At 68.8% G+C, this 25,072-nt stretch carries 22 protein-coding genes, 1 tRNA gene and 4 pseudogenes; 19 read left to right on the top strand and 8 right to left on the bottom strand.

Annotated features, from left to right (window positions below):
* Positions 1-19 precede the first annotated feature (19 nt).
* Positions 20-460, bottom strand: a pseudogene (locus AB0D48_RS00135) (transposase); the annotation flags it as partial.
* Between the two features lie 372 nt (positions 461-832).
* Between AB0D48_RS00135 and AB0D48_RS00130 the strand changes: the two are divergent.
* A pseudogene (locus AB0D48_RS00130) lies at positions 833-1,112 on the top strand (transposase); the annotation flags it as partial.
* Between the two features lie 15 nt (positions 1,113-1,127).
* Here AB0D48_RS00130 and AB0D48_RS00125 read toward each other — a convergent pair.
* The 3 genes and pseudogenes from AB0D48_RS00125 to AB0D48_RS00115 all read right to left on the bottom strand — a co-directional run bounded on the left by AB0D48_RS00125 (position 1,128) and on the right by AB0D48_RS00115 (position 3,242).
* Complete coding sequence (locus AB0D48_RS00125) at positions 1,128-1,478, bottom strand: hypothetical protein (RefSeq protein ID WP_136215304.1); 351 nt, start codon at positions 1,476-1,478, stop codon at positions 1,128-1,130.
* Positions 1,479-1,529: 51 nt separating this feature from the next.
* A pseudogene (locus AB0D48_RS00120) lies at positions 1,530-1,598 on the bottom strand (DNA-binding response regulator); the annotation flags it as partial.
* A gap of 438 nt (positions 1,599-2,036) precedes the next feature.
* Entirely contained in the window at positions 2,037-3,242 is a 1,206-nt protein-coding gene (locus AB0D48_RS00115) for a histidine kinase (protein ID WP_362389321.1), read from the bottom strand.
* A 530-nt stretch (positions 3,243-3,772) separates the two neighbouring features.
* On the opposite strand from AB0D48_RS00115, the pseudogene AB0D48_RS00110 reads away from it, so the two are divergent.
* From AB0D48_RS00110 to AB0D48_RS00055, 12 genes and pseudogenes are all read left to right on the top strand, one after another.
* A pseudogene (locus AB0D48_RS00110) lies at positions 3,773-4,566 on the top strand (IS5 family transposase).
* A 754-nt stretch (positions 4,567-5,320) separates the two neighbouring features.
* Positions 5,321-6,049, top strand: coding sequence for a hypothetical protein (locus AB0D48_RS00105; protein ID WP_362389320.1), 729 nt, complete (start codon positions 5,321-5,323; stop codon positions 6,047-6,049).
* Positions 6,046-6,729 carry a response regulator transcription factor gene (locus AB0D48_RS00100; protein WP_362389319.1) on the top strand — a complete coding sequence of 228 codons (684 nt, stop codon included), beginning with the start codon at positions 6,046-6,048 and terminating at the stop codon, positions 6,727-6,729. The genes AB0D48_RS00105 and AB0D48_RS00100 overlap by 4 nt, the downstream gene beginning before the upstream one ends.
* A gap of 556 nt (positions 6,730-7,285) precedes the next feature.
* Positions 7,286-8,341, top strand: coding sequence for a class V lanthionine synthetase subunit LxmK (gene lxmK / locus AB0D48_RS00095; protein ID WP_362389318.1), 1,056 nt, complete (start codon positions 7,286-7,288; stop codon positions 8,339-8,341).
* Entirely contained in the window at positions 8,338-9,300 is a 963-nt protein-coding gene (locus AB0D48_RS00090; RefSeq protein WP_362389317.1) for a T3SS effector HopA1 family protein, read from the top strand. Before lxmK ends, AB0D48_RS00090 begins: the two co-directional genes overlap by 4 nt.
* 84 nt (positions 9,301-9,384) lie before the next feature.
* Positions 9,385-9,600, top strand: a complete 216-nt coding sequence (locus AB0D48_RS00085; protein ID WP_362389316.1) for an LxmA leader domain family RiPP — start codon at positions 9,385-9,387, stop codon at positions 9,598-9,600.
* Positions 9,601-9,685: 85 nt separating this feature from the next.
* A complete protein-coding gene (locus tag AB0D48_RS00080) occupies positions 9,686-9,871 on the top strand; it encodes an LxmA leader domain family RiPP (protein WP_362389315.1) in 186 nt (61 codons plus the stop codon).
* 125 nt (positions 9,872-9,996) lie between these two features.
* On the top strand, positions 9,997-11,004 hold the full coding sequence (locus tag AB0D48_RS00075; RefSeq protein ID WP_362389314.1) for a methyltransferase: 1,008 nt from the start codon (positions 9,997-9,999) through the stop codon (positions 11,002-11,004).
* A gap of 12 nt (positions 11,005-11,016) precedes the next feature.
* Entirely contained in the window at positions 11,017-12,813 is a 1,797-nt protein-coding gene (locus AB0D48_RS00070) for an ABC transporter ATP-binding protein (protein ID WP_362389313.1), read from the top strand.
* A complete protein-coding gene (locus AB0D48_RS00065) occupies positions 12,810-13,772 on the top strand; it encodes an LLM class flavin-dependent oxidoreductase (RefSeq protein ID WP_362389312.1) in 963 nt (320 codons plus the stop codon). The genes AB0D48_RS00070 and AB0D48_RS00065 overlap by 4 nt, the downstream gene beginning before the upstream one ends.
* On the top strand, positions 13,769-15,316 hold the full coding sequence (locus AB0D48_RS00060; RefSeq protein WP_362389311.1) for a flavoprotein: 1,548 nt from the start codon (positions 13,769-13,771) through the stop codon (positions 15,314-15,316). Before AB0D48_RS00065 ends, AB0D48_RS00060 begins: the two co-directional genes overlap by 4 nt.
* The gene (locus tag AB0D48_RS00055) at positions 15,297-17,939 is read left to right on the top strand and encodes an insulinase family protein (protein WP_362389310.1); all 2,643 of its coding nucleotides are present in this window, start codon (positions 15,297-15,299) and stop codon (positions 17,937-17,939) included. Before AB0D48_RS00060 ends, AB0D48_RS00055 begins: the two co-directional genes overlap by 20 nt.
* 87 nt (positions 17,940-18,026) lie before the next feature.
* On the opposite strand, the gene AB0D48_RS00050 is transcribed toward AB0D48_RS00055, so the two are convergent.
* Positions 18,027-18,353 (bottom strand): transcriptional regulator, encoded by a 327-nt coding sequence (locus AB0D48_RS00050; protein ID WP_362389309.1) that lies wholly within the window; start codon positions 18,351-18,353, stop codon positions 18,027-18,029.
* Positions 18,350-18,820, bottom strand: coding sequence for a hypothetical protein (locus AB0D48_RS00045; protein ID WP_362389308.1), 471 nt, complete (start codon positions 18,818-18,820; stop codon positions 18,350-18,352). Before AB0D48_RS00045 ends, AB0D48_RS00050 begins: the two co-directional genes overlap by 4 nt.
* 842 nt (positions 18,821-19,662) lie before the next feature.
* On the opposite strand from AB0D48_RS00045, the gene AB0D48_RS00040 reads away from it, so the two are divergent.
* The 3 genes from AB0D48_RS00040 (at position 19,663) to AB0D48_RS00030 (ending at position 21,069) form a co-directional block, all read left to right on the top strand.
* Complete coding sequence (locus tag AB0D48_RS00040; protein ID WP_362389307.1) at positions 19,663-19,947, top strand: SDR family oxidoreductase; 285 nt, start codon at positions 19,663-19,665, stop codon at positions 19,945-19,947.
* Positions 19,948-19,977: 30 nt separating this feature from the next.
* Entirely contained in the window at positions 19,978-20,415 is a 438-nt protein-coding gene (locus AB0D48_RS00035; RefSeq protein ID WP_362389306.1) for an NUDIX domain-containing protein, read from the top strand.
* 192 nt (positions 20,416-20,607) lie between these two features.
* A complete protein-coding gene (locus AB0D48_RS00030) occupies positions 20,608-21,069 on the top strand; it encodes a hypothetical protein (RefSeq protein WP_362389305.1) in 462 nt (153 codons plus the stop codon).
* A gap of 550 nt (positions 21,070-21,619) precedes the next feature.
* On the opposite strand, the gene AB0D48_RS00025 is transcribed toward AB0D48_RS00030, so the two are convergent.
* Both AB0D48_RS00025 and AB0D48_RS00020 read right to left on the bottom strand, forming a co-directional pair.
* The gene (locus AB0D48_RS00025) at positions 21,620-22,930 is read right to left on the bottom strand and encodes a relaxase/mobilization nuclease domain-containing protein (RefSeq protein ID WP_362389304.1); all 1,311 of its coding nucleotides are present in this window, start codon (positions 22,928-22,930) and stop codon (positions 21,620-21,622) included.
* Between the two features lie 419 nt (positions 22,931-23,349).
* Positions 23,350-23,420, bottom strand: a tRNA-Gly gene (locus AB0D48_RS00020).
* 178 nt (positions 23,421-23,598) lie between these two features.
* Between AB0D48_RS00020 and AB0D48_RS00015 the strand changes: the two genes are divergently transcribed.
* The 3 genes from AB0D48_RS00015 to AB0D48_RS00005 all read left to right on the top strand — a co-directional run bounded on the left by AB0D48_RS00015 (position 23,599) and on the right by AB0D48_RS00005 (position 24,962).
* The gene (locus AB0D48_RS00015; RefSeq protein ID WP_362389303.1) at positions 23,599-23,811 is read left to right on the top strand and encodes a hypothetical protein; all 213 of its coding nucleotides are present in this window, start codon (positions 23,599-23,601) and stop codon (positions 23,809-23,811) included.
* Positions 23,812-23,877: 66 nt separating this feature from the next.
* Positions 23,878-24,465, top strand: coding sequence for a dCTP deaminase (gene dcd, locus AB0D48_RS00010; protein WP_362389302.1), 588 nt, complete (start codon positions 23,878-23,880; stop codon positions 24,463-24,465).
* Complete coding sequence (locus AB0D48_RS00005; protein WP_356873565.1) at positions 24,462-24,962, top strand: phosphoribosyltransferase; 501 nt, start codon at positions 24,462-24,464, stop codon at positions 24,960-24,962. The genes dcd and AB0D48_RS00005 overlap by 4 nt, the downstream gene beginning before the upstream one ends.
* Positions 24,963-25,072 lie beyond the last annotated feature (110 nt).

Raw genomic sequence — 25,072 nt, 5'->3', positions numbered from 1 at the left:
CATCCCACGCGGATAAGCGTCAAGCCGCTGCGGTCGTTGGCCCGCTTGCGGGGTGTGGGAAGGCGATGGCTTCGTCGTAGGTGTGGCCGTTCTGGAGGCAGTGGAACAGCATGCCCATGAAGCGGTTGAAGAGGTTCCGCTGTGCGGCGACGTGACGGTCGCCAGCTGCTCGTCGGCGGTCGTAGTGGGCTCTGGCGCCTGGTGACCGGGTGAGAGAGACGAAGGCCCAAACGTAGCCGACGGCAGCGAGTCGCTGGTTCTTGACCTTCCGGCTCATGACCTTGCAGCTCTTGCCGCTGGCCCTGGTGACCGGGGCGCTTCCCGCGTAGGCCTTTAGGGATCCGGCGTTGGAGAACCGTGTCCGGTCGTCGCCGATCTCCGCCAGAACCCGGGCGCCGGTCAGTGCGGCGAGACCCGGAAAGCTGCGGATGACCGGCGCGTCCGGATGCTCCTCGAAGGCCTGCGTAGCGGCTTCCTCGAGCTGGACGGCGTTGTCGCAGGACACCAGCCGTTCGCAACCCCAGCGAGTCACACGGCCCTCGGTCCGCGTCAGAGCTGAAAGCTCAAGGCAGAACTGAGAGGTGATCCGCACAACCGGCTCGGACAACGAACAGCAAACCGTCCGGAAGGCGCAGACGGACCGTCCCGCAGTAACAGGACCGCTTCGAGGCCCATGCAGACAGAACCGCACCTGATTCCGAACACTCATGCCCAGACTGCTGGACGCGAGCCGGCCTCGTCTTGTCAACAAGGCTCTCAGGCCCGGGCATACTCAAAGGCTCGGCTCGCGCCCCCAGAACGTCAGCTCCCGCCGGCCTTCACTCCCCATTAGGCGTACTCCTCGCGCCGCAACCGCCGCTACCTGCGCAGACGGCAGATCAAGCACACCATCCCCGAGCCGAACAACCAGCGGCCAACCGCAAGCGCCGCGGCAGCCAAGGCGGGCGGCCCGCCGGCTTCGACAAGATGGTCTACAGGCGCAGGAACGAAGTGGAGCGGACGATCAACCCCCTGAAAAACTTCCGGACATGGCCACGAGGTTCGACAAGCGCGCCTACGTCTTCCAGGGCACCATTACCGCTGCCGCGATCCGACTGTGGCTCAGGACGTGATCCGGCAGCCGGGATTCAGAGCCATCGCTGTGCCGCCTCGACGCTGTCCCCGCCACTGGTGTTGAACGCAATCGCGGCCTGGGGCGCATGGCGCCGGACCAGGTTCACGATCTGTTCGAAGAGCGGAAGCAGCGGCTCGGTCTTGCGGATCCCGGCGCCGACGACCACGACATCCCACGGCTGCTTGGTCAACGATGCGACGAGGGTGGACTCGGCCGATTCGTCGAACACGACCAGCGTCATGGCCGCGTCGATGCCGTGCTCACCGAACCGGGCGAGCTCCGCGTCGAGCGCCGCACGAAGAGCCTCTCCGTCAACGCCAGGTATCGCTTGCGGGTCGTAACCAACAACAAGTGCAGAAGACATGCAGCCAACCTAACCGAGCCCTGCTGAACATGATCCGTCGGACAGGACCTAGGCGACCACATCGATGTCGTCGGCCGAGGACAGGATCATCCTTATCCCGGCCCGGCTGAGCGGCTCCATGCCGTGCCGTCATACCTTCGCACGGTAGTGCTGCTTGTCGATCAGCTTGCCGTCCTGGAAGCAGAACCGGGCGGCGTACTGGGAGCTGAAGTTGTCGCTCTGGCCGCTGGACATGAAGTACAGGCAGGACGAGCCGGACGGCGGGGTCGGTCCGGTGCCGTGGTAGCCCTGGTATGGAGGTCGCTTCCCATCGGTAGCTCAGACCGGACGTCCGCCTTGGGGCGCCGACCTTGATCGACTCATGCACCCGCTTGTCCACTGTGGCGTGGTCGACCGATGGGAAGAGGCTGACCACGCCACAGGCCAGCAGGCCCAGGAGGGTCGGCACCACGACGACGGCGCCGGCCGCGCAGCCTTGAGTCGTGGCTCCGCCGGGGCGCCCGCTCCGGCGGGCGCCTGGTCAAGATCGCCGGGCCAGCCGTCGACGCCGCCCCCGCCTCAGGTGGAGCCCGCGCCGTCGTACGGCAGGACGGCTGCCAGGCGGAAGCCACCGTCGGCGGATGGCCCGGCGTGCACCATGCCGCCGGCCAGGCGGGCCCGTTCATGCAGCCCGATCAGGCCCTGGCCGCCGCTCACGATGGTGGTGTGGTGGGGATTGGCCTGCTCCGGGGCTGGACCGTTGGCGACCTCGACGACAAGCGCGTCCGGCTCGTAGCGCAGGGCGACGGAGATCGGCGTGCCCGGTGCGTGCTTGTGGGCGTTGGTCAGGGCCTCCTGGACGATCCGGTACGCGGCGTGGTCGGCGGCCGCCGCGAGGGGCCGGTTCTCGCCGGCGCGGCTCAGCCTGATGGTCGTGCCGGCGGCCCGGGAAGTCTCGGTGAGCCGGTCGATTCCGCCAACACCGCCGATGCCGGTGGCGGTTCCGATGGTTGCGGCCGCGGAGTCCTCGTTCAGCACCCCGATCACCTCGCGTAGTTCGCGCATGGCTGCCCCAGTGGCCTGCCGCAGCACGCCGACGGCCTCGCGCTGGGGGCCGGTGAGTGAGCGGTCCACCTCCAGAGCGCCGGAGTGGACGGAAATCAGGGCGAGCTGGTGCCCGAGACTGTCGTGCATGTCATGGGCGATGCGTTGGCGTTCACGCAGCCGGGCCTGGTGGGCGATCATGGTGCGCTCGCGGAGCAGCTGGACGTCGCGCTCCTGACGGGCGGTGAGCAGGGCGCGGCGCTGGGCCCGGTAGCGGCCCGCCAGCGCGGGCAGGACGGTGAGCAGCAGAAGGAAGGCCAGGAGGAGGCCGACCTGCGCCTTCGGGGGAGCGGGGTCACCGATCCAGAAGGAGACCAACGTCGTCAGGGCGAAGGCGAGTGCCATCGAGCCGATCAGCGGCAGGAGGCGGGCGATGCGGTAGCCGGCCGACCACGCCGTGACGATCAGCACGGGAGTGATGCCGGTCAGTGTGCCGGAGCTGGCCGCCGCGAGCACGAGGGCCGTCCCCGGCAGCCCGCGCCGCAGGACGTACAGCACAGCTGAGGCCGACGCCGTGAGCGCCAGCTGCGGGGCGCCCGCGTGACCGGGCAGTTCCATGAGCGCCGCCAGCCCGGCGAGGGCGAGCGCGACGAGGCTTTCCCGGAATACCAGCTGGGTTGGCCATGGTCCAGGGAGCACCTTGCGGACTGTCCTCGACCAGGTCTTCGTTATCGGTTTCACCCGGCGAGGGTAACCAGGGCGCCGGGCCGGGCACCGTCGCTGTTCGTCTCAGGGTCCCGCGACGAAAGTCGCGCGTCGCCCGACACCGGGCTGATCCAGTTTCCGCGGCGACCGCGCGCCGCCGGCCTTCGCGGCGGCCACGGGCCCGAGGACATGGCCACCTTGCGCAACCTGGCGATCAATGCGCTCCGGCAGGACGGATACCGCAACATCGCCGCTGGCCTCTGCCACGTCTCCTGCGACTCCTTCAACCGCGCTGGCCCTGCTCAACATCCCCTGACCAGGCCGTCTACATGACCACCGCGACTTTGAAAGGTCCCTGGGGGAGGGGCGCACCGCCCGGCAGGCGCGGTGCCCGCGGCCGCTCGACCGACTCGATCAACCGGAGCAGGTCCGTCAGTCGGCGGTGGCGTCAACTACGCGTCATCCAGTGCTACTTTCGGGGGCCGTGCGTCCATCAACTGATCATTTCAGAAGGAAATCGGCGTGTCGGCTGGTGTCTGACGCTGCATCTGGGCAGGGTCTGGCAGGTGTCTGCTGATCTTGTTCCCGATGACCTCTGGGAGCGCATATCCCCGCTGCTTCCGGAGCGGCCGCCCCGCCGTCATCGTCATCCCGGACGGCAGCCAGTGCCAGACCGAATTGCGCTGGCGGGCATCGTGTACGTGCTGCGCAAGGGAGTGGCCTGGTGCGACGTCCCGGCCCAGATCGTGGGCTGCTCGGGGGTGACCGCCTGGCGCCGCCGTCGAGACTGGACCGAGGCCGGCGTCTGGCCCCGCCTGCACGAGGCACTCCTCTCGGAGCTGCGGCCAAAGCCCTTGCATGATCGAGCTCGAACCGCCTGCACGCCGGATTAGGGGGACTCACGTCGGCCCCTCGCCCGTCGACCGCGGTCGGCCCGGGTCCAAGCACCATGTGGTCGTCGACCGCCACGGCACGCCCCTAGCCGTCTCGCTGTCCGGCGGGAACCGGCACGACGTCACGCAGTTGATCCCCCTGCTTGATGCGGTACCGCGCATCAAGGGACTGCGAGGGCGCCCGCGCAACCGGTCCAGGCGTCGGTTCGCCGACCGGGGCTACGGCTACGGCAAGTACCGCCGCCTGCTGTGGAAACGCGGCAGCAAGCCGCTCATCGCCCGCCGCGGTGTCGCCCACGGCTCCGGCCTCGGGAAGACCCGTTGGGTCGTGGAGCGGACCTTCGTTCTAGCTTCAGCAATTCACACGACTGCGCATCCGCTACGAACGCCGAGCCGACCTCCACCAAAGCCTGCTCGAACTTGCCTGCTGCATCACCTGCCTCCGACGGCTCCGCAAGTCATTCTGAAATGAGCAGTAAGCCGCAGAATGGAATTATTTTAGTTTTGAATGAAAGACCGGTGGCGCCCCCTGGTGGCCGAGGTGATGTGCCAGCCGCTTCCCCGTCAACCGGGAGCTTCGTCCGCCCTGTCGCAGGAACCTTCCCTGCCAGGATTGCCTGATCGGTGGCTGTCTGAGGATTACTTGAGGAAGCCCAGTGGCCGCCACTGCCCCGAAAAGGGCCGTGCAAGTGAACACGCGCGACTTGCATGAGTGACCTGCGTGTCACCATGAGTGAACTTGCTTGTGTTGATCTTGGCATATAGGCTTTCCCTATCGGGTGGAACCAGCCAAATGATCGACCTAATGGCGGTTCTGCCCCACGGGGAAGAGTTCGTGAGTTTCGGGAGGTAGGGGTACCTCTCGTCTCGCGCGCTATGGACATGGCAAAAGGTGTGTGAATTTCCAGCCGCAGACGATGCTCTCACGTGCGGCGGCGTAAGCTCCATGCGCCCGTGGTATTTGCATTTCTGACGGCGAAGACATGGCTCATCCTATTTTGGCGACCAGGGTACGCGCACTGCTGCGCTAGCGGGAACGCGCACTCCTTCGCCGTTTCCATATGAGACGCCAGGGAATCGTGCTGGTTCCAGTGATATGAGGATCCCTTCGAGAGGGCCTTTCCGGACGCCCACCGACTCCTCGCCGCCAGCTGTTCTGTGAGGCGGACCTCCGCGTCCACTGGTCCTCGAGGTTTGACAGCGTGATATAGGAGTTCCCGCTTGACCACCGAGACTCGGCACATTCGGATCAACAAACCCCGCCCCCTCGACAAGTCATGGCTTCCATGGGGCGGTTCTCCCTCGGCGAGGGATCTTGTCTGCTGGTACAGCATATGGCTGGTATTCGCCTATTCCTTCGCGATGTGGCCGCTCAAGCCCTGGCTGATCGGAACCCATCCGGTACTACTGGAGGTGCTGACCGGCGATCAGAGCACGATGACCGTCGCGGGTGCGTTCGCCCGCGTAGGCGAGACCCCGTTCGTACTGGCGCTCATCGCCGGAGTCGTGGGGATGATGAAGTTCGCCTGGGTCTTCTGGCTGGCGGGCCGGCTGTGGGGCGCGGGCCTGGTGCGGCTCCTGGCCGGCCCCCCGGACGAGCGGACAAAGAAGCGGAGCCGCGGCCTGCTCGCCCGCGACACTCCGGCGAACCGGCGGGTCATCGCGGCGGCAGTCGTGCTCGCCCCTCTGCCGCTGATTCCCTCGGCGCCCGCGTTCGCGTCGGCGGGGTGGGTGGGCATGAGTCTGACGACTTTCCTCACGCTCAACCTGATCGGTTCGGCTGCCTGGGCTGGGCTGTTCACCGGACTTGGCTTCGCCATCGGGTCTCCCGCGGTGCAGATAGCCGAGAAGGTGACCGACTACGCCATATGGGTCTCGCTGGCCATCGTCGCCGCGATGCTGCTGCTGCGTCTGGCCTCGAGCCTCCGAGCAGCCAGGAAGTCATCGTGACCCTCACTCTGATCGTCAACGATGACCCTCTGCTGCGCGCAGGCCTCCAAATGATCATCGAATCGGCGGACCGGCTCAGCGCCCGGGGCACGGGCGGCGCCCAAGCGGTGGCCGAGGCCAGGCACTGTCGGCCGGATGTCGTGCTGCTCGACATCCAGATGCGGTCCACCGATGGTTTCAACGTATTGAAGGCGCTGCTGGACCTGCCTGATCCGCCTCGGGTGGCAGTGCTTTCCACGCCCGCTGCCGACAGCTTCGTCGTGGCGGCGCTCCGCATGGGAGCGGCGGGCTGCCTCCTGAAGGACACCGGGCCGGATGAGCTGGTGGCATCGGTGCGCACCCTCGCCGTCGGCAATATCGTCCTGTCCGGCCTGGCTGGCTCCCAGCTGCTGTCCGAGCTGAGCGAGGACGCTCAGAGCTCCACCGCCGTGGAGGACGCGCGCCAGCTCACGGCATCGCTGAGCGAGCGCGAGCACGAAGTGTTGGCGATGGTGTCCGAGGGGCTGTCCAACGCCGATATCAGCCGCAGGCTTCTGATGGGTGTCGGCACGGTCAAGGATTACGTCAGCGGAATCTTCGGAAAGCTCGGCGTTGTCAACCGCGTACAGGCGGCTGTCATCGCCGACCGGGCGCGACAGCCGCACTGCATGCGCCCGCGCACGGAACGTGCGGCCAGCTGACGGGTACTCGCGCGAATCGATGAGCTCCGGCCTGTTGTCACAGGCCGGAGCTCATAATGTTTCCGCCCGCCGCGTATCCAAAGGTAGGGCGCGTTCCGTCCAAGTGGGGGGTATCCGGTACGCCCGGTCCAGCCACTTGGCTGGCCGCTACCAACGAATGGCGGGTGGTGTGTTCGACGCCGCCAGATAGACTTGTTTCAGGCCAGGAAGAAACGTCCAGGTCGTTCGAATGGCGTTGCTCCTCACAGGAATTGACGGAATTCGAAGGAAGTGGATCGGAGTCGCGGCAGAAATTTCTGCCAAGGATGTCATGTCGTAGCTCTTCGGAATGTTCGTGCGCGTGATATCGAGTCGTGTTCACTCGTTCCGATAATAATTCTGGCATCTCGCTGGAACAGCTACCCACCTCCCTTCATGGCGGAATCACTGTATCGGGGGAGTTATGCTCAGGGTCCGGCCGCAACGTGCCAATGAACAGACCGAAGATCTCGAAAAGAGCGCAGCGCTCAAAACCCAGCCCACTTTCCGTCCGGTCGACCTTGACGCGTTCCCCGAAGTGGACGCGCTGCTGATCCGGCTCGGCCTGGGCGCTCTCATCCGCGATTCGGTGTCGGCGCCGGTCGGCCGCAACCACGCCTGGGCAGGAAACACCACGAGCGGGCGCAGGGTTTTCGTCAAGCGTTTGGTCGGCCCCGAGGCGGACGTACGGGCCCGGATGAAGCGGCTGTTGTCTTTCGAGGAATTCGTCGGGGACGTCGACGGACTCGCCGGATACGTACCGTCGCTGCTGGGCTTCGACGAGGCCGCCCGGCTGGTGGTGTTCGCCCACATCGAGGCGAAGAGCGGCGCGGAGCTAATGGTCGACCAGGCGTTCGGCGGCGACCTCGCCTTCGCGGTGGGCCGGGCGATCGGTGCACTCCATGCCGCCGTCCCCGACGGTGAATTGGACCAGACGCTGCCGTCGTTGCCGGACGCCGGGCTGCTGCGCGGAATGTCGCTGGCCATGTACAACGAGCTCAGCTTCGCCGAGCTCGAGGCGTGGCGGCTCATGCAGCAGGACGCGGCATTGATCAAGGCCCTGGAAGACCTCCAGGAATGGGAGAGCCGGGCCCCGCGCGTCCCCTCCCACTGCGACTTCCGGGTGGACCAGTTGCTGGTCGCCGGCGACGGAGTGCCCATCCTCACGGACTGGGAGGAGTTCCGGCTCTCGGATCCGGCCCGGGACGTGGGCTCGTTCGCTGGAGAGTGGCTCTACCGGTCGGTGCTCGACATCGTCACCAACCGAGGCGACGCGGGGTCGTCGGCCTTCGACGACCTCGAATTCACCCATGACCAGGTTCTGGCCAGGGGCGCGGAGAAGATGGAGCGGCTGCTCCCTCTGGTACACCGCTTCTGGAGCGGCTACCGGAAGGTCCGCAACCACCTCGACCCGGAGTTCACCGTACGCGCTACGGCATTCGCCGGCTGGCACCTGCTGGACCGGCTGATCGCGGGCGCCGCGCAGAGCCAGCGGCTGTCCGGCATCGAGCGGGCAGCCGCAGGAATCGGGCGCGGGGCGCTCCTCACGCCGCACAAGTTCGCACCTCTTCTCGGATTTGAGGGAACGTCATGACCGGCAGCCACGTCTCGCCCACGCTGCTCGAAGCCGCCCGCGAGATCACGGTGGCGCTGGACCGGTCCAGTGCCACCGTGGGTACCAAGCTCATCGAGGCCGACACGACCAGGGAACTGCGCCGACTGCTCTCCAACGCGCTCTACGAGGGGCTCCACGCGGGGCTGGACCTGGAGGACACCGACCTTCCGTTCCGGCTGCGGGACGCCGAGTTTGAGCGGACTCTCGCAGCGGCCGTGCCGCACTCCGAGACGGTCCTGCGTGGCCTGGTCCACGCGGCCGAGGAGTCCACGTACCTGGTCGAGCTCGGCGGGCTGCGCGTCTGGGTGCCGGGCGACCGGATCCGCGCGGAGGGCGAGATAACCCCCGGCACCACGGTCGGGGTGGCCAACACCTCGTGCAGGCCCGCGCTGTCGCCCGGCTTCTTCCTGGTCGAGGGCACGACGCCGCACCGGTCCGCCGACCTACTGCGCGTCTACGTCCACATCACCGAGTGGATCGCGGCGCCCGAGATCTGGCGGACGGCGCTGGAGCACCTCGAGGAGCACGCGGTGACCTACCGCGCGAAGATCATCTCCAGTAAGCACCTGTACCCGCGACGCGATGCCCTGGTGGTCTACCTCGACAGCCGGAGCCGGCATGCCGCGCAGGCGCTCGCCGACGCCCTCGGCGGCCTTCCCGGCGTGGGCGCCGACACCTCGGTGTTCACCCGCCGACTGCGCCCGGGTGTGGCGACGGCCTGGGAGCCCAGGGACTCCGCGGCCGGAATGGACGGCCTGAGCTTCGGCCAGCACCGGGCCAGCGTGCTGGCGCAGGCGCTGATCGAGACGGCCGAGGACCCCGGCACGTTGGCCGGGATCCTCCACGACCGTCTGGCCGAGGCCAACATCGACCCGGCCGATCCCTCCCGCAACCTCGATTCCGTCGATCTGCGGGAACCCGAACTTGCCCGGAGCTGAACTGAATCCAGGAGGCGTATGCGCGCCTCCTGGATTCAGTTCAGAACTGAATCAAGAAATCAATGATCACGAATGAGGATACCAATGAACAACAAGACCATGGCCATCACCGACCTCATCGCCGGCTACAGCGCGTACACCGAGGCTGAGGAGCTGAACGTCAGCGCCGCCGCAGGCGCCCCGGCCACCACCTGGGTCTGTGTCTCCGTCGCGTCTCGCGCCTCCTCCGTCAAGTGCGCGGGCTGGGCCTCGGCCGGCGCCTCCGCCGTCAGCGGTGCGACCTACGAAATCACCTGCTGAACAGCTCCCCAAGGGCTGCTTCCTCACGACTCGTCACGCCGACCGGCGTGATGTCCGTCGAGTGGGGAAAGGGGGTGAATCAACAATGAAGAGCACCTCGATCATGGAGCTCGTGGCGGGCTACGACGCCTACACGAACTCCGACGAGCTGCAGGTCGGCGCGACCGTCAACGCTCCGGCGAGCACACCGCTGTGCATCGCCGCAGCGGGCGCGGGAGTCTCCTGGATGGCCGGCCAGTTCTCTGCCCGCACCGTCTCCGGCGGCTGCTGATCCACCCGTGCCGGGGCACTCCACCGTGAGTGTCCCGGCACGAGCCCGGGCGGGGGCAGCGACCCCCGTCTGCCCGCGCCCGGGCTCATTCGTCAACGCCACCACACCCACCTGGAGCATCAGACATGGACGACCTGGCTCACGCCGAGCAACTCGTGGACTCGGCCGACCTGTTGCGCCCCGCTGCCATCCGAGCGGCGGCGACGCTCGGAGTGGCGGACCACATCGCTGCCGGGGTGACCGGCGTCGAGGAGCTGGCGCGCATCTGTGGAACGCGCACGGATCTGCTCGGGAGCCTCCTGGGCTATCTGGTGACCCTCAAGCTGCTGCGGGGCAACAGGGACGAGGGGTACACGTTGGAGCCGTCCGGGCTGCCGCTACGGACGGACCACCCGTTCTCCGTACGCGAGAACCTCCGTGAGGACGGCATGGCCGGCCGGTCGGACATCGCGCTCGTGGGACTGGTCCACACGATCCGCACCGGTGAGCCCGCCCATGTGGGGTTGTTCGGCCGGGGCTACTGGGAGAGCCTCAACGACGGCCCCGCCTTCGTCGAGGCTCTGGAGCGCCTGGCCCCCGACCAGTTGGTGTGCGACGCGGAACTGATCGTCGAGGACTACGACTGGACGGGTGTGCGCGACGTCGTCGACGTGGGCGGCAACAGCGGTGCGGTCCTGATCAACCTGCTGCGTCGGCACCCGCATCTGCGCGGCACCGTGGTCGACCTGGAGAATTCGGTGGCGCTTGCCACCAAGAACATCGTGAACGCCGGTCTCGAGGACCGGGGTAGTGCCGTGGTCGGCAGCTTCTTCGAGCCGCTGCCGACCGGCCGGGACGTCTACCTGCTCTCCGCGATCCTGGCCGACTGGGACGACGAGAACGCGGTCGCGATCCTGCGCCGTTGCGCGGAGGCCTCGGCCGGGACCGGGAAGGTACTGCTCGCCGACGTCAGCCTGGACGCGCGCGTGGCGGGCCCGGAGACCGACCGGACGGAGCTCTGGCTGCGCGCCATGATGCCCACGCCCGTGCGGACCGTCACGGAGCTGAAGGCGCTCGGCCACGCGGCGGGCCTGCGGGTGACATGGGAGGGACCGGCCACTGCGGTCAGGTCATTGATTGAGTTCTCGGTCTAGGAGATCACCGGTATGAGCACGGCGAGTACGAGCGGGGACGTGCCCCAGGAGCGGTTGCTCATCCTGAGGGAGATATTCCGCGGCAGGTACCTGCTGCTGGCCGGCGTCATGGTCCTTGCCCTGGCCGCCACGTCGGCGACGCTGGTCCTGCCGTGGACCGTGGGCAAACTGCTGGTCGCCATCCAGGAGGAGCAGGGTTTCACCCGGTGGACCTGGATCATGGTCGGAGTCGGCCTGGGGGCTGCTGCCACCAACGCCCTGGCCACCTATCTGCTGTCCCGGATGGGCCACCGGCTCATCTGCGACCTGCGGGTCCGCAGCATGCACCACTCGCTCGGCCTGGGCCTGCACGCCGCCCGCGCCGAGGGCACGGGAAACCTGGCGACCCGTCTCACCGCCGATGCCGCCGCGGTGAAGAGCATCGTCGACATCGGCCCGATCCAACTGCCGATGTCGCTGATCACCCTGATCGGGACGCTCGTGATCATGGGACTGCTGGACTGGACGCTGCTCCTCATCACTCTCGGTGCGTTCCTCGCGGCCCTGGCCGTCATCGCCGTGGTGGTGGTCGCGTTGCGCCGCAAGTACGTCGCCATCCAAGACGAGGTCGGCTCCCTCACCGAACACTTCGTCGCGATGATGGAGTCGCTGACGGTCATCAAGGCCTACCGCGCCGAGCGTGTCGTCTCCGACAAACTCACCGTCCGCGCACGGCAGGTCGCCACCTTCGAGACCGAGGCCTCCGCGATGGAGGCCCTGATGGTCCCCGTCATCAACCTGGGCCAGCAGATCGCCCTGGTGGCCATCGTCCTCGGCGGCGGCGCGCGCATGGTGAGCGGTGACCTCGACCTGGGAACGTTCGTGTCGTTCCTGCTGTACCTGTTCCAGCTCGCCGCGCCGATGATCATGGCGATGTCGGGAATCACCACGATCCAGGCAGGCCTGGTCTCCCGTAAGCGCTTCGACGACCTGTTCGCGCTCCCGTCCGAGAAGCTGACGGCGAACACGGCCCCCGGCGCCTCGCTGCTGCCCGTCACCGGAGCCCCCGCCGTCCGCTTCGACCAGGTCGAATTCGCCTACGGCCAGGAGCCCGTGCTGCGGCAGGTGGATCTCACCGTCCCCGCCACCGGGCTGACCGCGATGGTCGGGCTCTCCGGTTCGGGCAAGTCCACCGTCCTCGGGCTGGTCGAGCGGTTCATGGATCCCGACCAGGGCCGGGTCGAAGTATTCGGCAGGGCTGCCGCCGAGTGGCCGCTGGAAGAGCTGCGCAGCCAACTCGCCTACGTGGACCAGGCGTCCACGCTGCTGCGGGACACCGTGCGTCACAACCTCACCCTCGGCCAGGAGACCCCGGTGGGCGACGAGACCCTGTTGCGCGCCCTGCGGGACGTCGGCCTGGAAGAAGAGATCACCCGCCTTCCCGACGGGCTGGACACGGTCCTGGGCGGCGCCCACGATCTCTCCGGCGGCCAGCGGCAACGCCTCGCCCTGGCCCGGGCAAGCCTGTCGCACGCACCGCTGATCCTGCTCGACGAGCCGTCCTCACACCTGGACAGCATCAACGAGGTGCGGCTTCGCCGCCTGATCGACCAGATCAGCCAGGACCGCGCGGTACTCGTGGTCGCCCACCGGATCTCCACCGTGCGGCACGCCGACCACGTGATCGTGATGGACGGCGGCCGGGTAACGGCCCAGGGCCGCCACGACGACCTGATGCTGACCAGCCCCATGTACGCGGAGCTGGTGCACGGGCAGGAACTCGGACTCTCCGAGGAGCCGGCCGACATTCTGACGGGAGCCGACCAGTGACCACTTTTTCCTTCATCGCCCCGTTCGCCCCGTACCGCCCGGAACAGCTGCTGCCGTACGCCGCCCTCGCGCAGTGGAGCGACGCGCACCGGCTGTGGCAGGGCCAGGCCGTGCTGAACGACCCGTTCCAGGACTTTGCCCACGCCGCGGCGAGCGGCTTCCGGGTGCCGACCGGCACCGGCGTCACCCTGATGCCGCAGCGTCACCCTTACCAGGCCGCGCTACAGGCCCACGCGCTGGCGGTGTCCAGCGGCCACTCGGTGGTGGCCGGGTTCGGGCCCGGTGCGGTCTCCTTCCAGCGCAGCCTGCTGGGAGCGCCGTACCGCAGCCAGCTCGGTGCGGTACGCGAATACGTCTCCGTCATGCGCGGACTGCTGGAGAAGGGCGAGATCAGCCAGGACGGCGAGTACTTCACCTGCCACTCGGAGTTCCCGCTGATGCCCCGCCCGCAAGTGGAGCTCGGTCTGGGCGTGCTGCGCCCGGCCATGGCTCGGCTGGCCGGGGAGATCGCCGACGTCGCGATCACGTGGCTGACCCCGGCGCCGTACGTGCGTGATGTCGTGGTGCCTGCGCTCCGCGCCGGGGCCGAGGCCGCTGGGCGCCCCGTGCCCCGGGTAGCGGTGATGGTCCCGCTGGCACTGGCCGCGGCGGACCGGGACCCGGTCGAGCTGGCGGCCGTGAGCAACACCGGCCACACGCTGCTCCCGCACTACATCGACATGCTGGCCCGGTCGGGGATCACGGTGAACCCGGGCAACCCGCGGGGCAACGCCGAGGCGTTGCTCGCCGGCGGCGCCTTCCTCTACGGCGGACCGGCCGAACTGGCCGCGCGTCTGCGGGAGTACACCGACGCCGGAGCAGACGAGATCGTCCTCAACGTCACCGGCGTTCACATGCGGTACGGCCAGAAGGCATCGCTGTCGGAGCTGGAGACGCTCCTGGAAAAGGTCACATCGTGATCGACGAGACACCAGCCGGATCCCCCGCCGACTTGGGCCTGAGCCGGATGCTCGTGGTGATCACGGGTTCCGCCTACGCCTGGTCCACCCCGTACTGGCTGGAACACCTACGGCTGTCCTGCCCGGGGCTGGAGGTCCGCGTCGTGTTGACCCGCAGCGCGGAGCGCTTCGTGACCAGGCAGGCGGTCGGCTCCCGGGTCAGCGGTGGCGTGTCGACCGACACCTGGCCCGACGAGGACGACACGGCACGGCACGTCGAGTGGGCCGAGTGGGCCGAGGCGATCGTCGTCTACCCTGCGACCGTGCACTTCATGGCGCGCCTGGCGCTGGGCCTGGCGGACAGCCCCGTCCTGCTGGCCGCCCAGTGCACCCGGGCGCCGGTCGTCGTCGCTCCCGCGCTGCCGCCGGGCGCCCTGGAGGGTGACGCGTTCCGGGGCCACTGGGCGACGCTCGCGGCCCGGCCGAACATCGTGCTGGTCCCGCCGGTTCCGGGGCGCAGCCTGACGACAGGTCGCGAGGACGCCTGGGTTCCGCCGCCGATGCCCCAGGTGCTCCAGCTGATAGCCGAGCGCCGGGCCGAGCTCGATGCCGCGCGGGACCGCTCCGCGGTGCCGGGGCTGTCCGGCTCCGGGGCGTTCGAGTCCGGGACGGAGTTCGGCACCGGGCTGCTACGCACGTCGGTCCATACCCTGCCGGCGGGCGGGACGCGCTGGCGAAGGTCACCAGGACCGCTCGCACCCGCACCGTTCCAGCCCGTCGATGAAACGGTCCGCGCAGTGCTGGCCAAGGCCGGGGACATCGACGAGGCGCGGCTGGTACCGGGGAACGCCGAGGGCCCCGCCCGGGTCTACGACGTGCGCGGCGCGGTTTCCGCCGCGCACCTGCTCCTGCACCAGGGCCCCAACGCCGAACTGCGTCAGCCCCTGCACGACTTGGGCCGCCTGCTGCGTGCCGTCCATAACCTGGATCTTCCCGCGGACCTGTCGGCCCGACCGGCGCGCGGGCTGGCGCGGCTGGGTGACTGGCTGGCGGGCCGGGCGGCGAGCCCCCGCGCGGCGTGCGTCCAGGGACAGTTGCGCCGAAGCCTGGGCGAGGAGCGGTGGAGTCAGGTAGCCGCCTGGTACCGGCTGACCGTCGCTGACCCCGGGACGGTGCTCGCGCACGGCGCTGCCGGTCTCGGGTCGTTCGTCGTCGACCCCGGCTCCGGACGCTCCGACCTGCTCGTCGGCGAGGACGTGTGCGCGGCGCCGTGGTACCTCGACCTCGGCTGGGTCGTCGGCGAGCTGGTCGAGTTGCAATGGCAGTTGGGCGGCGACAAGGAATCGTGGCAGGCCCTCACCAGCGCGTTGTTCGAGGGATACGGCCGCGAGCTGGGACAGGAGTGGAAGCGGATGGCAGCGCTGCGCATCCTGCTCCACGTCCATGACATCGCCGCCTACGTCGACGACTTCGACCGCGGCTTCGACCACTACTGCGACTTCCTGAGGTTTCTCGTCGACCTCTCGCAGAACGAGGATTCCAAGGATGACGGACAAGGTCAGTAGGGCAACCCTCGACAACGGTCTGCGGGTCGTCGTCGAGAGGCAGCCAGGAGCGTCGCGCACGGCGGTCTGCGTCCACTACGGGGTCGGCTACCGGTCGGAGCGGCCCGATCGGGAAGGGTTCGCCCATCTCTTCGAGCACTTGATGTTCCGGGGTAGCGCGAGCCTTCCCGAAGGTCGTTTCTATGACCACGTCCTCTCGCTGGGCGGCCAGGCGAACGGCACCACCCACCAGGACTACACCGACTACCACCAGGTGGTCCCGGCCGCGGCCCTGGAACAGGCGCTGTTCAGCGAGGCCGACCGGATGCGGGCGCCCCGGTTCACCGAGCAGTCGCTGGCCGGTCAGCTGGACGGCATCGAGGTGGAGATACACGAGGCGGTGGAAGCCCGGCCTTACGGAGGATTCCCCTGGCCGCTGCTGCCCGGTGTGGTCTTCGAGAACTTCGCCAACGCCCATGACGGATACGGCCGTCTGGAGCAGCTCCGTACGGCGACGATCGCCGAGTGCGAGGAGTTCTTCGAGGCCCATTACGCTCCGGGCAACGCGGTGCTGACCGTGGTTGGTGATCACGACCCCGAGGAACTGCTGGCCCTGGCCGAGCGGTATTTCGGCGGCATACCGTCGCGCCCGTCCGCCCCATCACCCGATCTGCGGGAGCCGGACCTGACCGAGGACCAGTGGGCGACCTGCACGGAGCCCGCGGTTCCCGCAGCGGCCGTGGCCGTCGGCTACCGGCTGCCCGATCCCCGCGCGGACATGGCGGGCTATCTGGCGCATGCCGTATTGGCCGAAATGATCAGCCAGCAGGGACTGGAGGGCGTCCAGGCGGCGTCGGCCGGATGCGGCGTGTTCGGTCCGCTGGATGCCAGAGACCCCGACCTCCTGGTCCTCACCGCTCTGGTGCCCCCGGCGGTCTCGACGCGGCAGGCGGTGGAGGCGATGACCGGGCGGTGGTCCTCCTGGGCCGGCGACCCCCAGCTGGAGCGGGCCCAGGCCCAGGCGGTCCAGCGCATGATCACCGAACACCACCGGCAGCACGTCGACGTGTACGCCCGCAGCCGCGCCCTGGGCCGCCTGGAACTTCTGTTCGGGCGGGCCGAGCTGCTCGACGAGCTCCCCGCCCGGCTCGGTGAGATCGGTCCCGGTGATGTCGTCGCCGCCGCTCGCGGCCTCCACGGGGCGACCAAGGGGGTTCTGGTGATGGCCCCTGGCGCTGCCAGGACCCGTCCGGCCCCGGCCCGCGATACGGGTCCCGTGCCCGTTGCCGCGCAGACCCCCGGCGCGCCCGGTCCGGTGGCGGGGGCGGCGGCCGTCCTGGCGCCAGCCCGGCCGGTCCCGCCGCTGGGCGTGCAGCCCACGCCGTACTACGGCCCGCGGCGTGATGTCACGCTCGTCAGCGGTACGCGCGTCGTGGCGGTCAGGGACGGACGCATCCCGTTGGTGGAGCTGCGGATGCGGCTGCCGCTGGGTGCGTCAGGGTGGCAGCGGCCGGAGGATGTCGACGCGCTGGTCCATGTGCTGGCCGGGCGCACTGGAGTAACAGGCCGTGCGGAGGAGCGGGGCGGCTCGTTCCACCTGTCCACCGACGGCCAGTGGCTCGACATCAACGGTTTCACGCCCCCGGACGGGGTCACGCACTGGCTGGGGCTCCTTGGCGAGCTCGCGGCCCCGGTGGGCGCTGTCGTGCCGCTGCGTACACCGTCGCGCCGCCGTGACCCCGGGGCGGTGGCCGATACCGCGTTGCGCGGGCATTGGCTCGCCCACTCCGCCTCGTCGCGCGAACGGGCCGGGGAACGCCCTGGCCTCGAGGCAGTGCACCACGACATTCTGCGCCGGGGCGGGGGCTGGCTGGTGGCCGTCGGCGACATCGATCCCGACCGGTTCGCCGCAGACGCGGAACGGGCCCTGTCCGGCTGGAAGGCCGACGCCCCCGGGGAAGGAGCCTCGTACGGGGCGGCGGCCGCGTTGCTGGGAACCGACACGCTGGCGCTCCATCACGACGCCATGGAGGACGTGCACCTGACGCTGAGCGCACCAGAGCCGACGGGGGACACCGCTTCGGCGGCACGGTATCTGGCCACCGCGGTGGCCGGTGCCCACTATCAGTCCCGGCTGGCCGCCCACAGCCTTCGCGCGGGTCTTGAACATACGGTGTACTCCGCGCGCGACATCTGCCTCGGCACTTCCCGGGCCTACGTCAGGGCGACGTTGCCCGAGCGTCACGCGGCCGGCGGCGTGGCGGGCATCGCGGAGGTGTTGGGCGCGCTCCGGACCGTCCCCGTCACTGCGGCCGAACTCGAGCCGATCCGCACCTTCTGTGCCGCCCAACTGCTGGGGGTCTTCGACTCCCCGGCGGCCAAGGCCGACCTGCTCCGCGACACGGTCTCGGCGGGCAGGCGGCCCGACTGGGCGGAACGGCTGCCGGAACTTCTGCGGCAGGCGACCCCGGCCGAGGTCGGCAAGGGGTGCGCCGACCTCTTCTCCACGGACCGTATGACCCTGGTCGTGCTGGGCAGGCCAGGACCGGCCTCTGAGGCGGCCGACCGGTGGACCACGCTGCTGGAAGGCAACGGCACACATCCGGCTCCGGTCCCTCGCCTGCACGCAGGCCCCCTGGCGTGACCTTCCGCTGCCGCGCGCCTGCCCGCCCGGACTTCGATCCGGGCGGGCAGGCGGCGCTTCAGGTGGTCACCCCGGGCGGGACCAGGGTCACTCACCGGGCGGTACCGGATCCCGTCGGGCCGGGGCCCCCAGTTCGACGATGCGGCGGAGTTCGGCGATGTGTCCGGAGTAGGCCTGCAGGCCCTCCCCGGTCAGGGCGATCCAGGTACGGGGGTAGGAGGCACCCCGGGCCTTCGTGACCTCCAGGTAACCGGCCGCTTGCAGGATCTTGACGTGCTTGCTCAGTACCGAGTCGCTGACGTCGATGGCATCGCGGAGCGTGGAGAAGGCCATGCTTTCGACGGCGGCGAGCATGGCGCAGATCTGTAGGCGGTTGGGCGCGTGGATCACTTCGTCGAAGCGGGGCCCGGTCACCGCCCCGCCCGGAGGTCTCGCCGCGCGGCTGCGTCGATGCGGAAGCCCATGCCCGTGGTGAGGGCGCCGATCAGGACCCCGGCGCCCGCGATGGCCCACCGTACGTCTGCGCCCCACTCCAGGTACATGCCGGTAGCGGCCAGTGCGGCCAACGCCACGACGTAGGCCATGGACAGCTGACTGGCACCAGGGGTGCTCAGGTAGCGGTCCATGGAAACGCCCGTCGATCGCTGGAGTGCCCAGCCGAGCCCGAACACCACGAGTATGAAGGGCCCGACGGCCCAGTTGGCCATCCGCAGGCTCATCGAGGCGAACGCCAGCGCGAACGCGAGGCCCAGCCCTCCGTGGTACCACCACGGACTGGTGATCCGGTCGGCCATCCGGGCACGGGACTCGGCCGCGGTGTCCAGGGCGGCGAGGGCGTGGGCGGCGTCGGGTGTGCTGGGGTCGGAGAAACTGTTTTCCATGTTGGAAAGTATATGTGGATCTCTGCCCCAGAGGAAAGCTGCGGGCTTGCAATTCACAGATCTGTCTTGCAGTTCAGTCCTCCGGGGCGGTGCGATCGTGATGCCGCGTTGTACGGCGGCGCGCCAGATGGCTCCGGTGACAGTGGCCTCGGCGGCGAGTTCCTCGTACTCGGCGAGCGCCGGGGCCTGGCGGTCGGTGCGGTTCGCGCGGTTGGGGGTGTTGGGGTGGCGGTCGCGCCAGTCCCGCAGCTGCCCGATGGCCTCGGCACTGGATGGCCGGCGAGGGACTGTTCGCCGAGTACGCCCAGCGCTGGATCGGCGAGCGCGACATCGCGGCCATCGCCGACGAGCTGTACCGCAGGCTCCTGTGCCTCCACCTGGGCCGACCTTCGTCGGGCAGCACGTCAAGGCCATCAGCCCTGCCAAGGTCAGGACTTGGCGTGCGGAACGGCCGAGCTGCGCCGAGCCGACACCGGCTCGGTCCGGGTGCGGCGTGCTGCGCCGGAGCTGAACACCGGCCGCAGGGCGCCGCGCGTAGTCGTATGGGGCCCTATCTGACGTTCCGATATGGCGGCTGTGGCACGCGAATGGCGTGCGGGCCCCGCGAGGTCTAGACAATAAACAAGCCCCAGGTCGCTGACCTGGGGCTTTGTCATCGAGCGGATGATGGGAATCGAACCCGCGCTATAAGCTTGGGAATCACCCGGCACGTGGACCGGTACACGGGACCCGACCTGCAGGAACGTGCGCTGATGACCTCGGCGCGACTGCTTTGCGGGCCCCCTTGTTGACCGCTGTTTACCCTCCCTACTGGCACGTTATGGCACGGACTCTCGTGTGAGGTGAGAGGTGACGCCGACGGGGAGGATGCCCAGGCATACGGGTGTCAGCTTGGTGTGTCCGGCCGGTGCGAGCTGCTCTTGCCCGGCGCCATCGAGGTGGAAGCCGAGACCGCAATCCCCGCCCACCACAGGGCCCGCCCGGAAGACCAGATCAACCGCCATTGCGTCCCGCGACGCGGACGCCCCGAAGATGTGGCAGCCCTGGTGGCGTTCCTCGTTGGCCCGTCCGCGTCGTTCATCACTGGGCAATCCGTCCACGTCGACGGTGGCTGGCTGCTGCACTGAGACCGTCAACAAGCAAGGAGACAGAGCGAAATGATCGAACGAGTCCGAGCCGTCCTCGTCACCGCGGACGCCACGATGCTGGTCATCCGCCGCACCAAGCCCGGAATCCCCGTGTACTGGGTGCTGCCCGGCGGCGGGGTCGAAGAGAGCGACGAGTCCCGGGAGGCCGCCCTCCACCGGGAGATCCACGAGGAGGTCGCGGGAAAGGCCGACATCATCCGCCTCCTGCACACGATGGAGTTCGACGACGAGCGTCAGCTCTTCTACCTCGCCCGCATCGCGAGGTGGTCCTTCGAGGACCGAACCGGCCCCGAGTTCAGCGCCGAGGGACGCGGCGAATACGCGCTGGAGGAAATCCCGCTGACCGTGGAGGGGCTCGACGGCATCGACCTCAAGCCCGAGGAGATCGCCCACGTCCTGCGGGGCGCCATCCGTGCCGGCGGACTCGGGGCTGGCGTCGTGGTCTAGTCGCGGAATCCTCCGGCGCCGCGTGCCGGACATGGGGGATACGTTGTGCGATGCCCCCGGTGTTCTTGCCGTGCACGGCTCTGACCAGGTACTCGGGGCCGAGCAGGATGAGTAGGCGTACTCAGGTGGCGACCCTCGGCAGCTTCGAGACTGGGCGCAGGTCGAACGAAGCGGAACGGAACGGGGAACGTCATGGTGCGGCGCTGGTCGAAGCCTGAGATGTGGGTGCCCGGCGCGTACTTGGCGCTGGTGGTCGCGATGCTGGTCTACGTCGCGGTCGGCAGTCGGACCGGGGACATCGGGTTCTTCGGGGTCTGGCCGATCCTGGCCACCGCGCCGGTCAGCCTCCTGCTGCTGAGCACCTTCGGACCCGCGGCGGACGCCCTGGAGGAGTCGGCCCCGGTCGTAGGGCCCATCTACGAAGGCGAGCAGCCGCCTCCCGAGCCGCTGCCCACGGAGTTCATGCCGGAGTCCGCCCCGCGCCCTTCGGACTGGGTGGCACCGGACACGTCCATCGACTCCAAGCTCGACATGTGGTCCGAATTCGGCTTCTACGGTGCGGTCCTGGTCGGCGCCCTGGTCAACGCCGCGGCGATCTGGGCCCTGCTCCGCTACGTGGCGCGGCGGCGCGACGCCAGGAGTGCGCAGGTCTAGCCGTACGACCATGCGGACGTGCCACTGGGGCCAACGCTGAAATGCGTTGGCCCCGGTGACATTGACGGGGTGTGCGCTGTTCCGTCGGGGAACAAGCGGAGCGCTCCTTCGGGGAACGCCTGCCCTCTTCCCTGAAGGAACACGGCGGCTCCCAGTGACCGTGGCGTCCTTCGAGCTACCGGCTGCTGCGGCGGGGCGGTTGCTGTTGCGAGGGACCGAGGACAGTCGCGTTCGAACCCAGACTGGTGGTGCTCGCGGAGTCGGGGCGATCAGGCCTTTCACCTGCCACGCCGATGAGGCGGTGCAGCCGCCAGACGAGGACGTCGCTGATCGAGGAGGCGGTGTCGAGTTCTCGTCGTCGGGTGGCTTCGGTGAGCAGGACCGCGGGGTCGTGGCCGGCCTTCTGGGTGTCGGTGAGGGTGGCGGCGAGGGCGGGCCAGCCGGGCGGGCTCGGTGAGGATCTGCTCGGCCAGGTCGGGTAGTGCTTGGCGGACGAGGGCGGCCTGCCGCTGCTGCACCGTGACGGTCAGGCGGAGGCCGCGCTGGTGGATCACGGCCAGGGGCTGGACGGCGGCGGCCTGGTAGGTGGCGTGCAGGTGTTCGGCTGCCCGGCGAGCGGCTTCGGCCTGCTGGTCGTGCTGGCGGGTGTGGTGCCACTGCTGGGCCGCGACGACGGCCAGGAGGAGGGCGTCGAGGAGGGTCGCGAGGAGGGCGCCGTCCTTGGGTGCGGGTTCCCGCAGGATCGCCTTGATGGCCCGGCGTGTGGCCTGGGCCTGGTGGTGGCGGGTGCGGATGCGGGAGCGGCTGGCCCGCTCGAAGGCCGCGGCTGCCTGGGCCAGCTGGGGCCTGTAGCTGGCGGGGGCGATGGGGGGAGGGCGTCGAGGGTTTCGGCGAGCACGGTGATGTGCGCCTGGCCTACGGCGTCGTCGGCCTCGTCGAGAACGTCAGGGATCCGGTCGGCGGCGTCGGTGACCTGCTGCCATGCCGTACGTCGACGGACAGAGTGCTGGCCGATGGGGTCGGGTTCGGTGGGTGCGAGACGTTCGCTGATTTTGGGGTAGGACAGGTCGGGACCGAGGGTGGAGCCTGAGAACCACACCGGCTCGCCCTTGGCGTTCGTGTCGCCGGGGAGGGCAACTTTGTAGCCGCGGATGTCGCCGGAGGGGAAGCGCTGGATGTCCACCAGCACGCCCGCGCTGCGGAGGATGGTGAAGAACTCTTCGGTGCCCGTGGCAGCCGCGACCGTCGTACGGACGGTGGTGCGCAGCCTCTCCCGGGGCGTGGCGGTGTGCCCGGCGCGCAGGGCCTTCTCCTGCTCGGCACGGGTGGGGCGTTTGGCGGCGGTGCGGTCGCCCCGCACGACCTGGCGCAGGCCGTACTCCTTCTCGATCGCGGCGCACTCCTTGTCGGCGCGCAGGTAGTCGTTCCAATGACGCGGTGGGGTGAGGTCGCCGCGGACCTTGGTAGCGACGATGTGGATGTGGTCCTCCGCGTAACGGACCGCGACCCAACGGCAGGCGTCCGGGTCGCCGGCGGGGGCGATGCCGGTGGCGTTCAGGATCCGGCGGGCGACCGTCGCCCACTGCTCGTCGGTGAGGACCGGGTCTTCGGGCGCGGTTCGTACCGAGCAGTGCCAGACGTGCTTGGCGGGTGCGCGGTCCCCGGCTTGCTTGACGCGCAGGTCGAGGACGGTGGCGAGCTGCGCGAGGGTGGCGTTCTCTTCGCGGCCGGGGTCGGGGGCGAAGCCGTCCCACGAGGCGACCAGGTGGGGGTCGGTGTGTTCGTTGGCGCGACCGGGCTCGTAGAAGTAGCGCAGGACGCCGTGGGTGTTGGCGCCCGCCTTGCCGATATTCGTGATCAATCAGGCCGCCGCCTTCGATGTGGCGGTCTTGCCCGCCGCCACATCGATCGATGTGGCGGCGTCACGGGCCACGCCGAGGACGCGTCGGGCTTCCGCGAGGAGGGCTGTGTCCCCAGCGTGTGGATGGCTTGCTGGTTGAGGCGGATCGCGTGGAGCACGGTGGCCCAGATGCTGGTGGCGGTGGCGAGTGCGACCAGCGAGGGCCACGTAGAGGCGGGCGCGCAGGGGTCCGGAGTGCAGGACCAGGAGCGCGCCGATGCCCAGGGCGATGAAGCCGTCGACGAGGAGGGGGAAGACGTAGGCTCAGGCCCCAACCTGATGCCCCGTTACGGCACTTATGGCACGCAAATGGCACGCGGGGTCTGAGAGGTCTAGACAACAAAGAAGGCCCAGGTCTATGACCTGGGCCTTCTTTCAAGAGCGGATGACGGGAATCGAACCCGCGCTATAAGCTTGGGAAGCTCATGTTCTACCATTAAACTACATCCGCACAGCGTTCCAGTTTCCTGGATCTGTATCGTCACCCACTCTACCCCATGATCGACCCCCGGTGAATCGGCCGCGGGGTCGTTGTCGTGTGTGGTGTGCACCGGGGCGTGTGGCGACGGGAGTTGGGGCGTACCGTGTGCAGCGGAGCGGCGGCTGGAGTGGGTCCCGATCATCCCCTAATGTGGCGATTCGTCGCAGTACGGCTCGTTGGGGAAAGGGACTCGATGGAGCACACCGTCGTCCGTTGTGCCGAAGGGCACGTTTTCAGTACCGCTTCCTTCCCGCTGCAGCACCTCGGTGCCGGCCGGATCGGGCCCGGGCGGCTGTTGCGGTGTCCGCGCTGCGCGCGGCTGCGTCAGGCCGTGCCCGTGGGGCCGGCGGTCAAGCGATAGCGGGCAGGCGCGCGGGCCGCCGCTCTCGATTGGGGGTGGCCCGTGCGCACTGCGTATCCTCGGGACGTGCTTCTCTCTGACAAAGACATCCGGGCCGAGATCGACAGCGGACGGGTTCGCATCGACCCGTTCGAGGAATCGATGGTGCAGCCCTCCAGCATCGATGTGCGTCTCGACCGGTTCTTCCGGGTGTTCGAGAATCACCGCTACGCGCACATCGATCCCGCCGTCGAGCAGACCGACCTGACCAGGATGGTCGAGCCGGAGGGCGACGAGGCGTTCATTCTGCACCCGGGTGAGTTCGTGCTCGCCTCGACGTACGAGGTCATCTCGTTGCCCGACGACATCGCCTCCAGACTGGAGGGGAAGTCCAGCCTGGGCCGCCTCGGTCTGGTGACGCATTCGACCGCCGGGTTCATCGACCCCGGGTTCTCGGGCCACGTGACCCTGGAGCTGTCGAACCTCGCCACCCTGCCGATCAAGCTCTGGCCGGGCATGAAGATCGGGCAGCTGTGCATGTTCCGGCTGAGCTCGCCCGCCGAGTTCCCGTACGGCAGTGAGCGCTACGGATCCAGGTACCAGGGGCAGCGCGGGCCGACCGCCTCGCGCTCCTTCCAGAATTTCCACCGCACCCAGGTGAGGCACGAGGCATGAGTGACGGAGTACGCGAGAACCTCGACTACGAGGGGTTCGGGCGCGCCGTGCGCGAGCTGGCGCAGACCATCGCCGACGACGGCTACGAGCCCGACATCATCCTGAGCATCGCCCGGGGCGGGGTGTTCGTCGCCGGCGGCCTGGCGTACGCGCTCGACTGCAAGAACATCCACCTGGTGAACGTCGAGTTCTACACCGGTGTCGGGACCACGCTGGAGATGCCGGTCATGCTGGCGCCCGTGCCCGAGGCGATCGACTTCACGAACAAGAAGGTCCTCATCGCCGATGACGTGGCCGACACCGGCAAGACGCTCAAGCTCGTCCACGACTTCTGCCTCGGGCACGTCGCCGAGGTGCGGTCCGCGGTCATCTACGAGAAGTCGCACTCCCTCGTGAAGTGCGAGTACGTGTGGAAGAAGACCGACGAGTGGATCAACTTCCCCTGGTCGGTCGAACCGCCCGTCGTGAAGCGTGAGGGCCAGGTCCTCGACGCGTAGCCGTAGACCGGGGCTCTCTTCTGGATGCGGGACTGCTCAAGGTTCCGTACATCGGGCTGGTCCATGCGGACAGCCACGTGCCCGTCGAGCGGTTCTGCACCCCGCGGGTG

Source organism: Streptomyces sp. NPDC048269, assembly GCF_040652395.1.
Classification (GTDB): Bacteria; Actinomycetota; Actinomycetes; order Streptomycetales; family Streptomycetaceae; genus Streptomyces.
The sequence above is the reverse complement of the archived record's forward strand: the minus strand, read 5'-3'. Positions and strand labels throughout refer to the sequence as shown.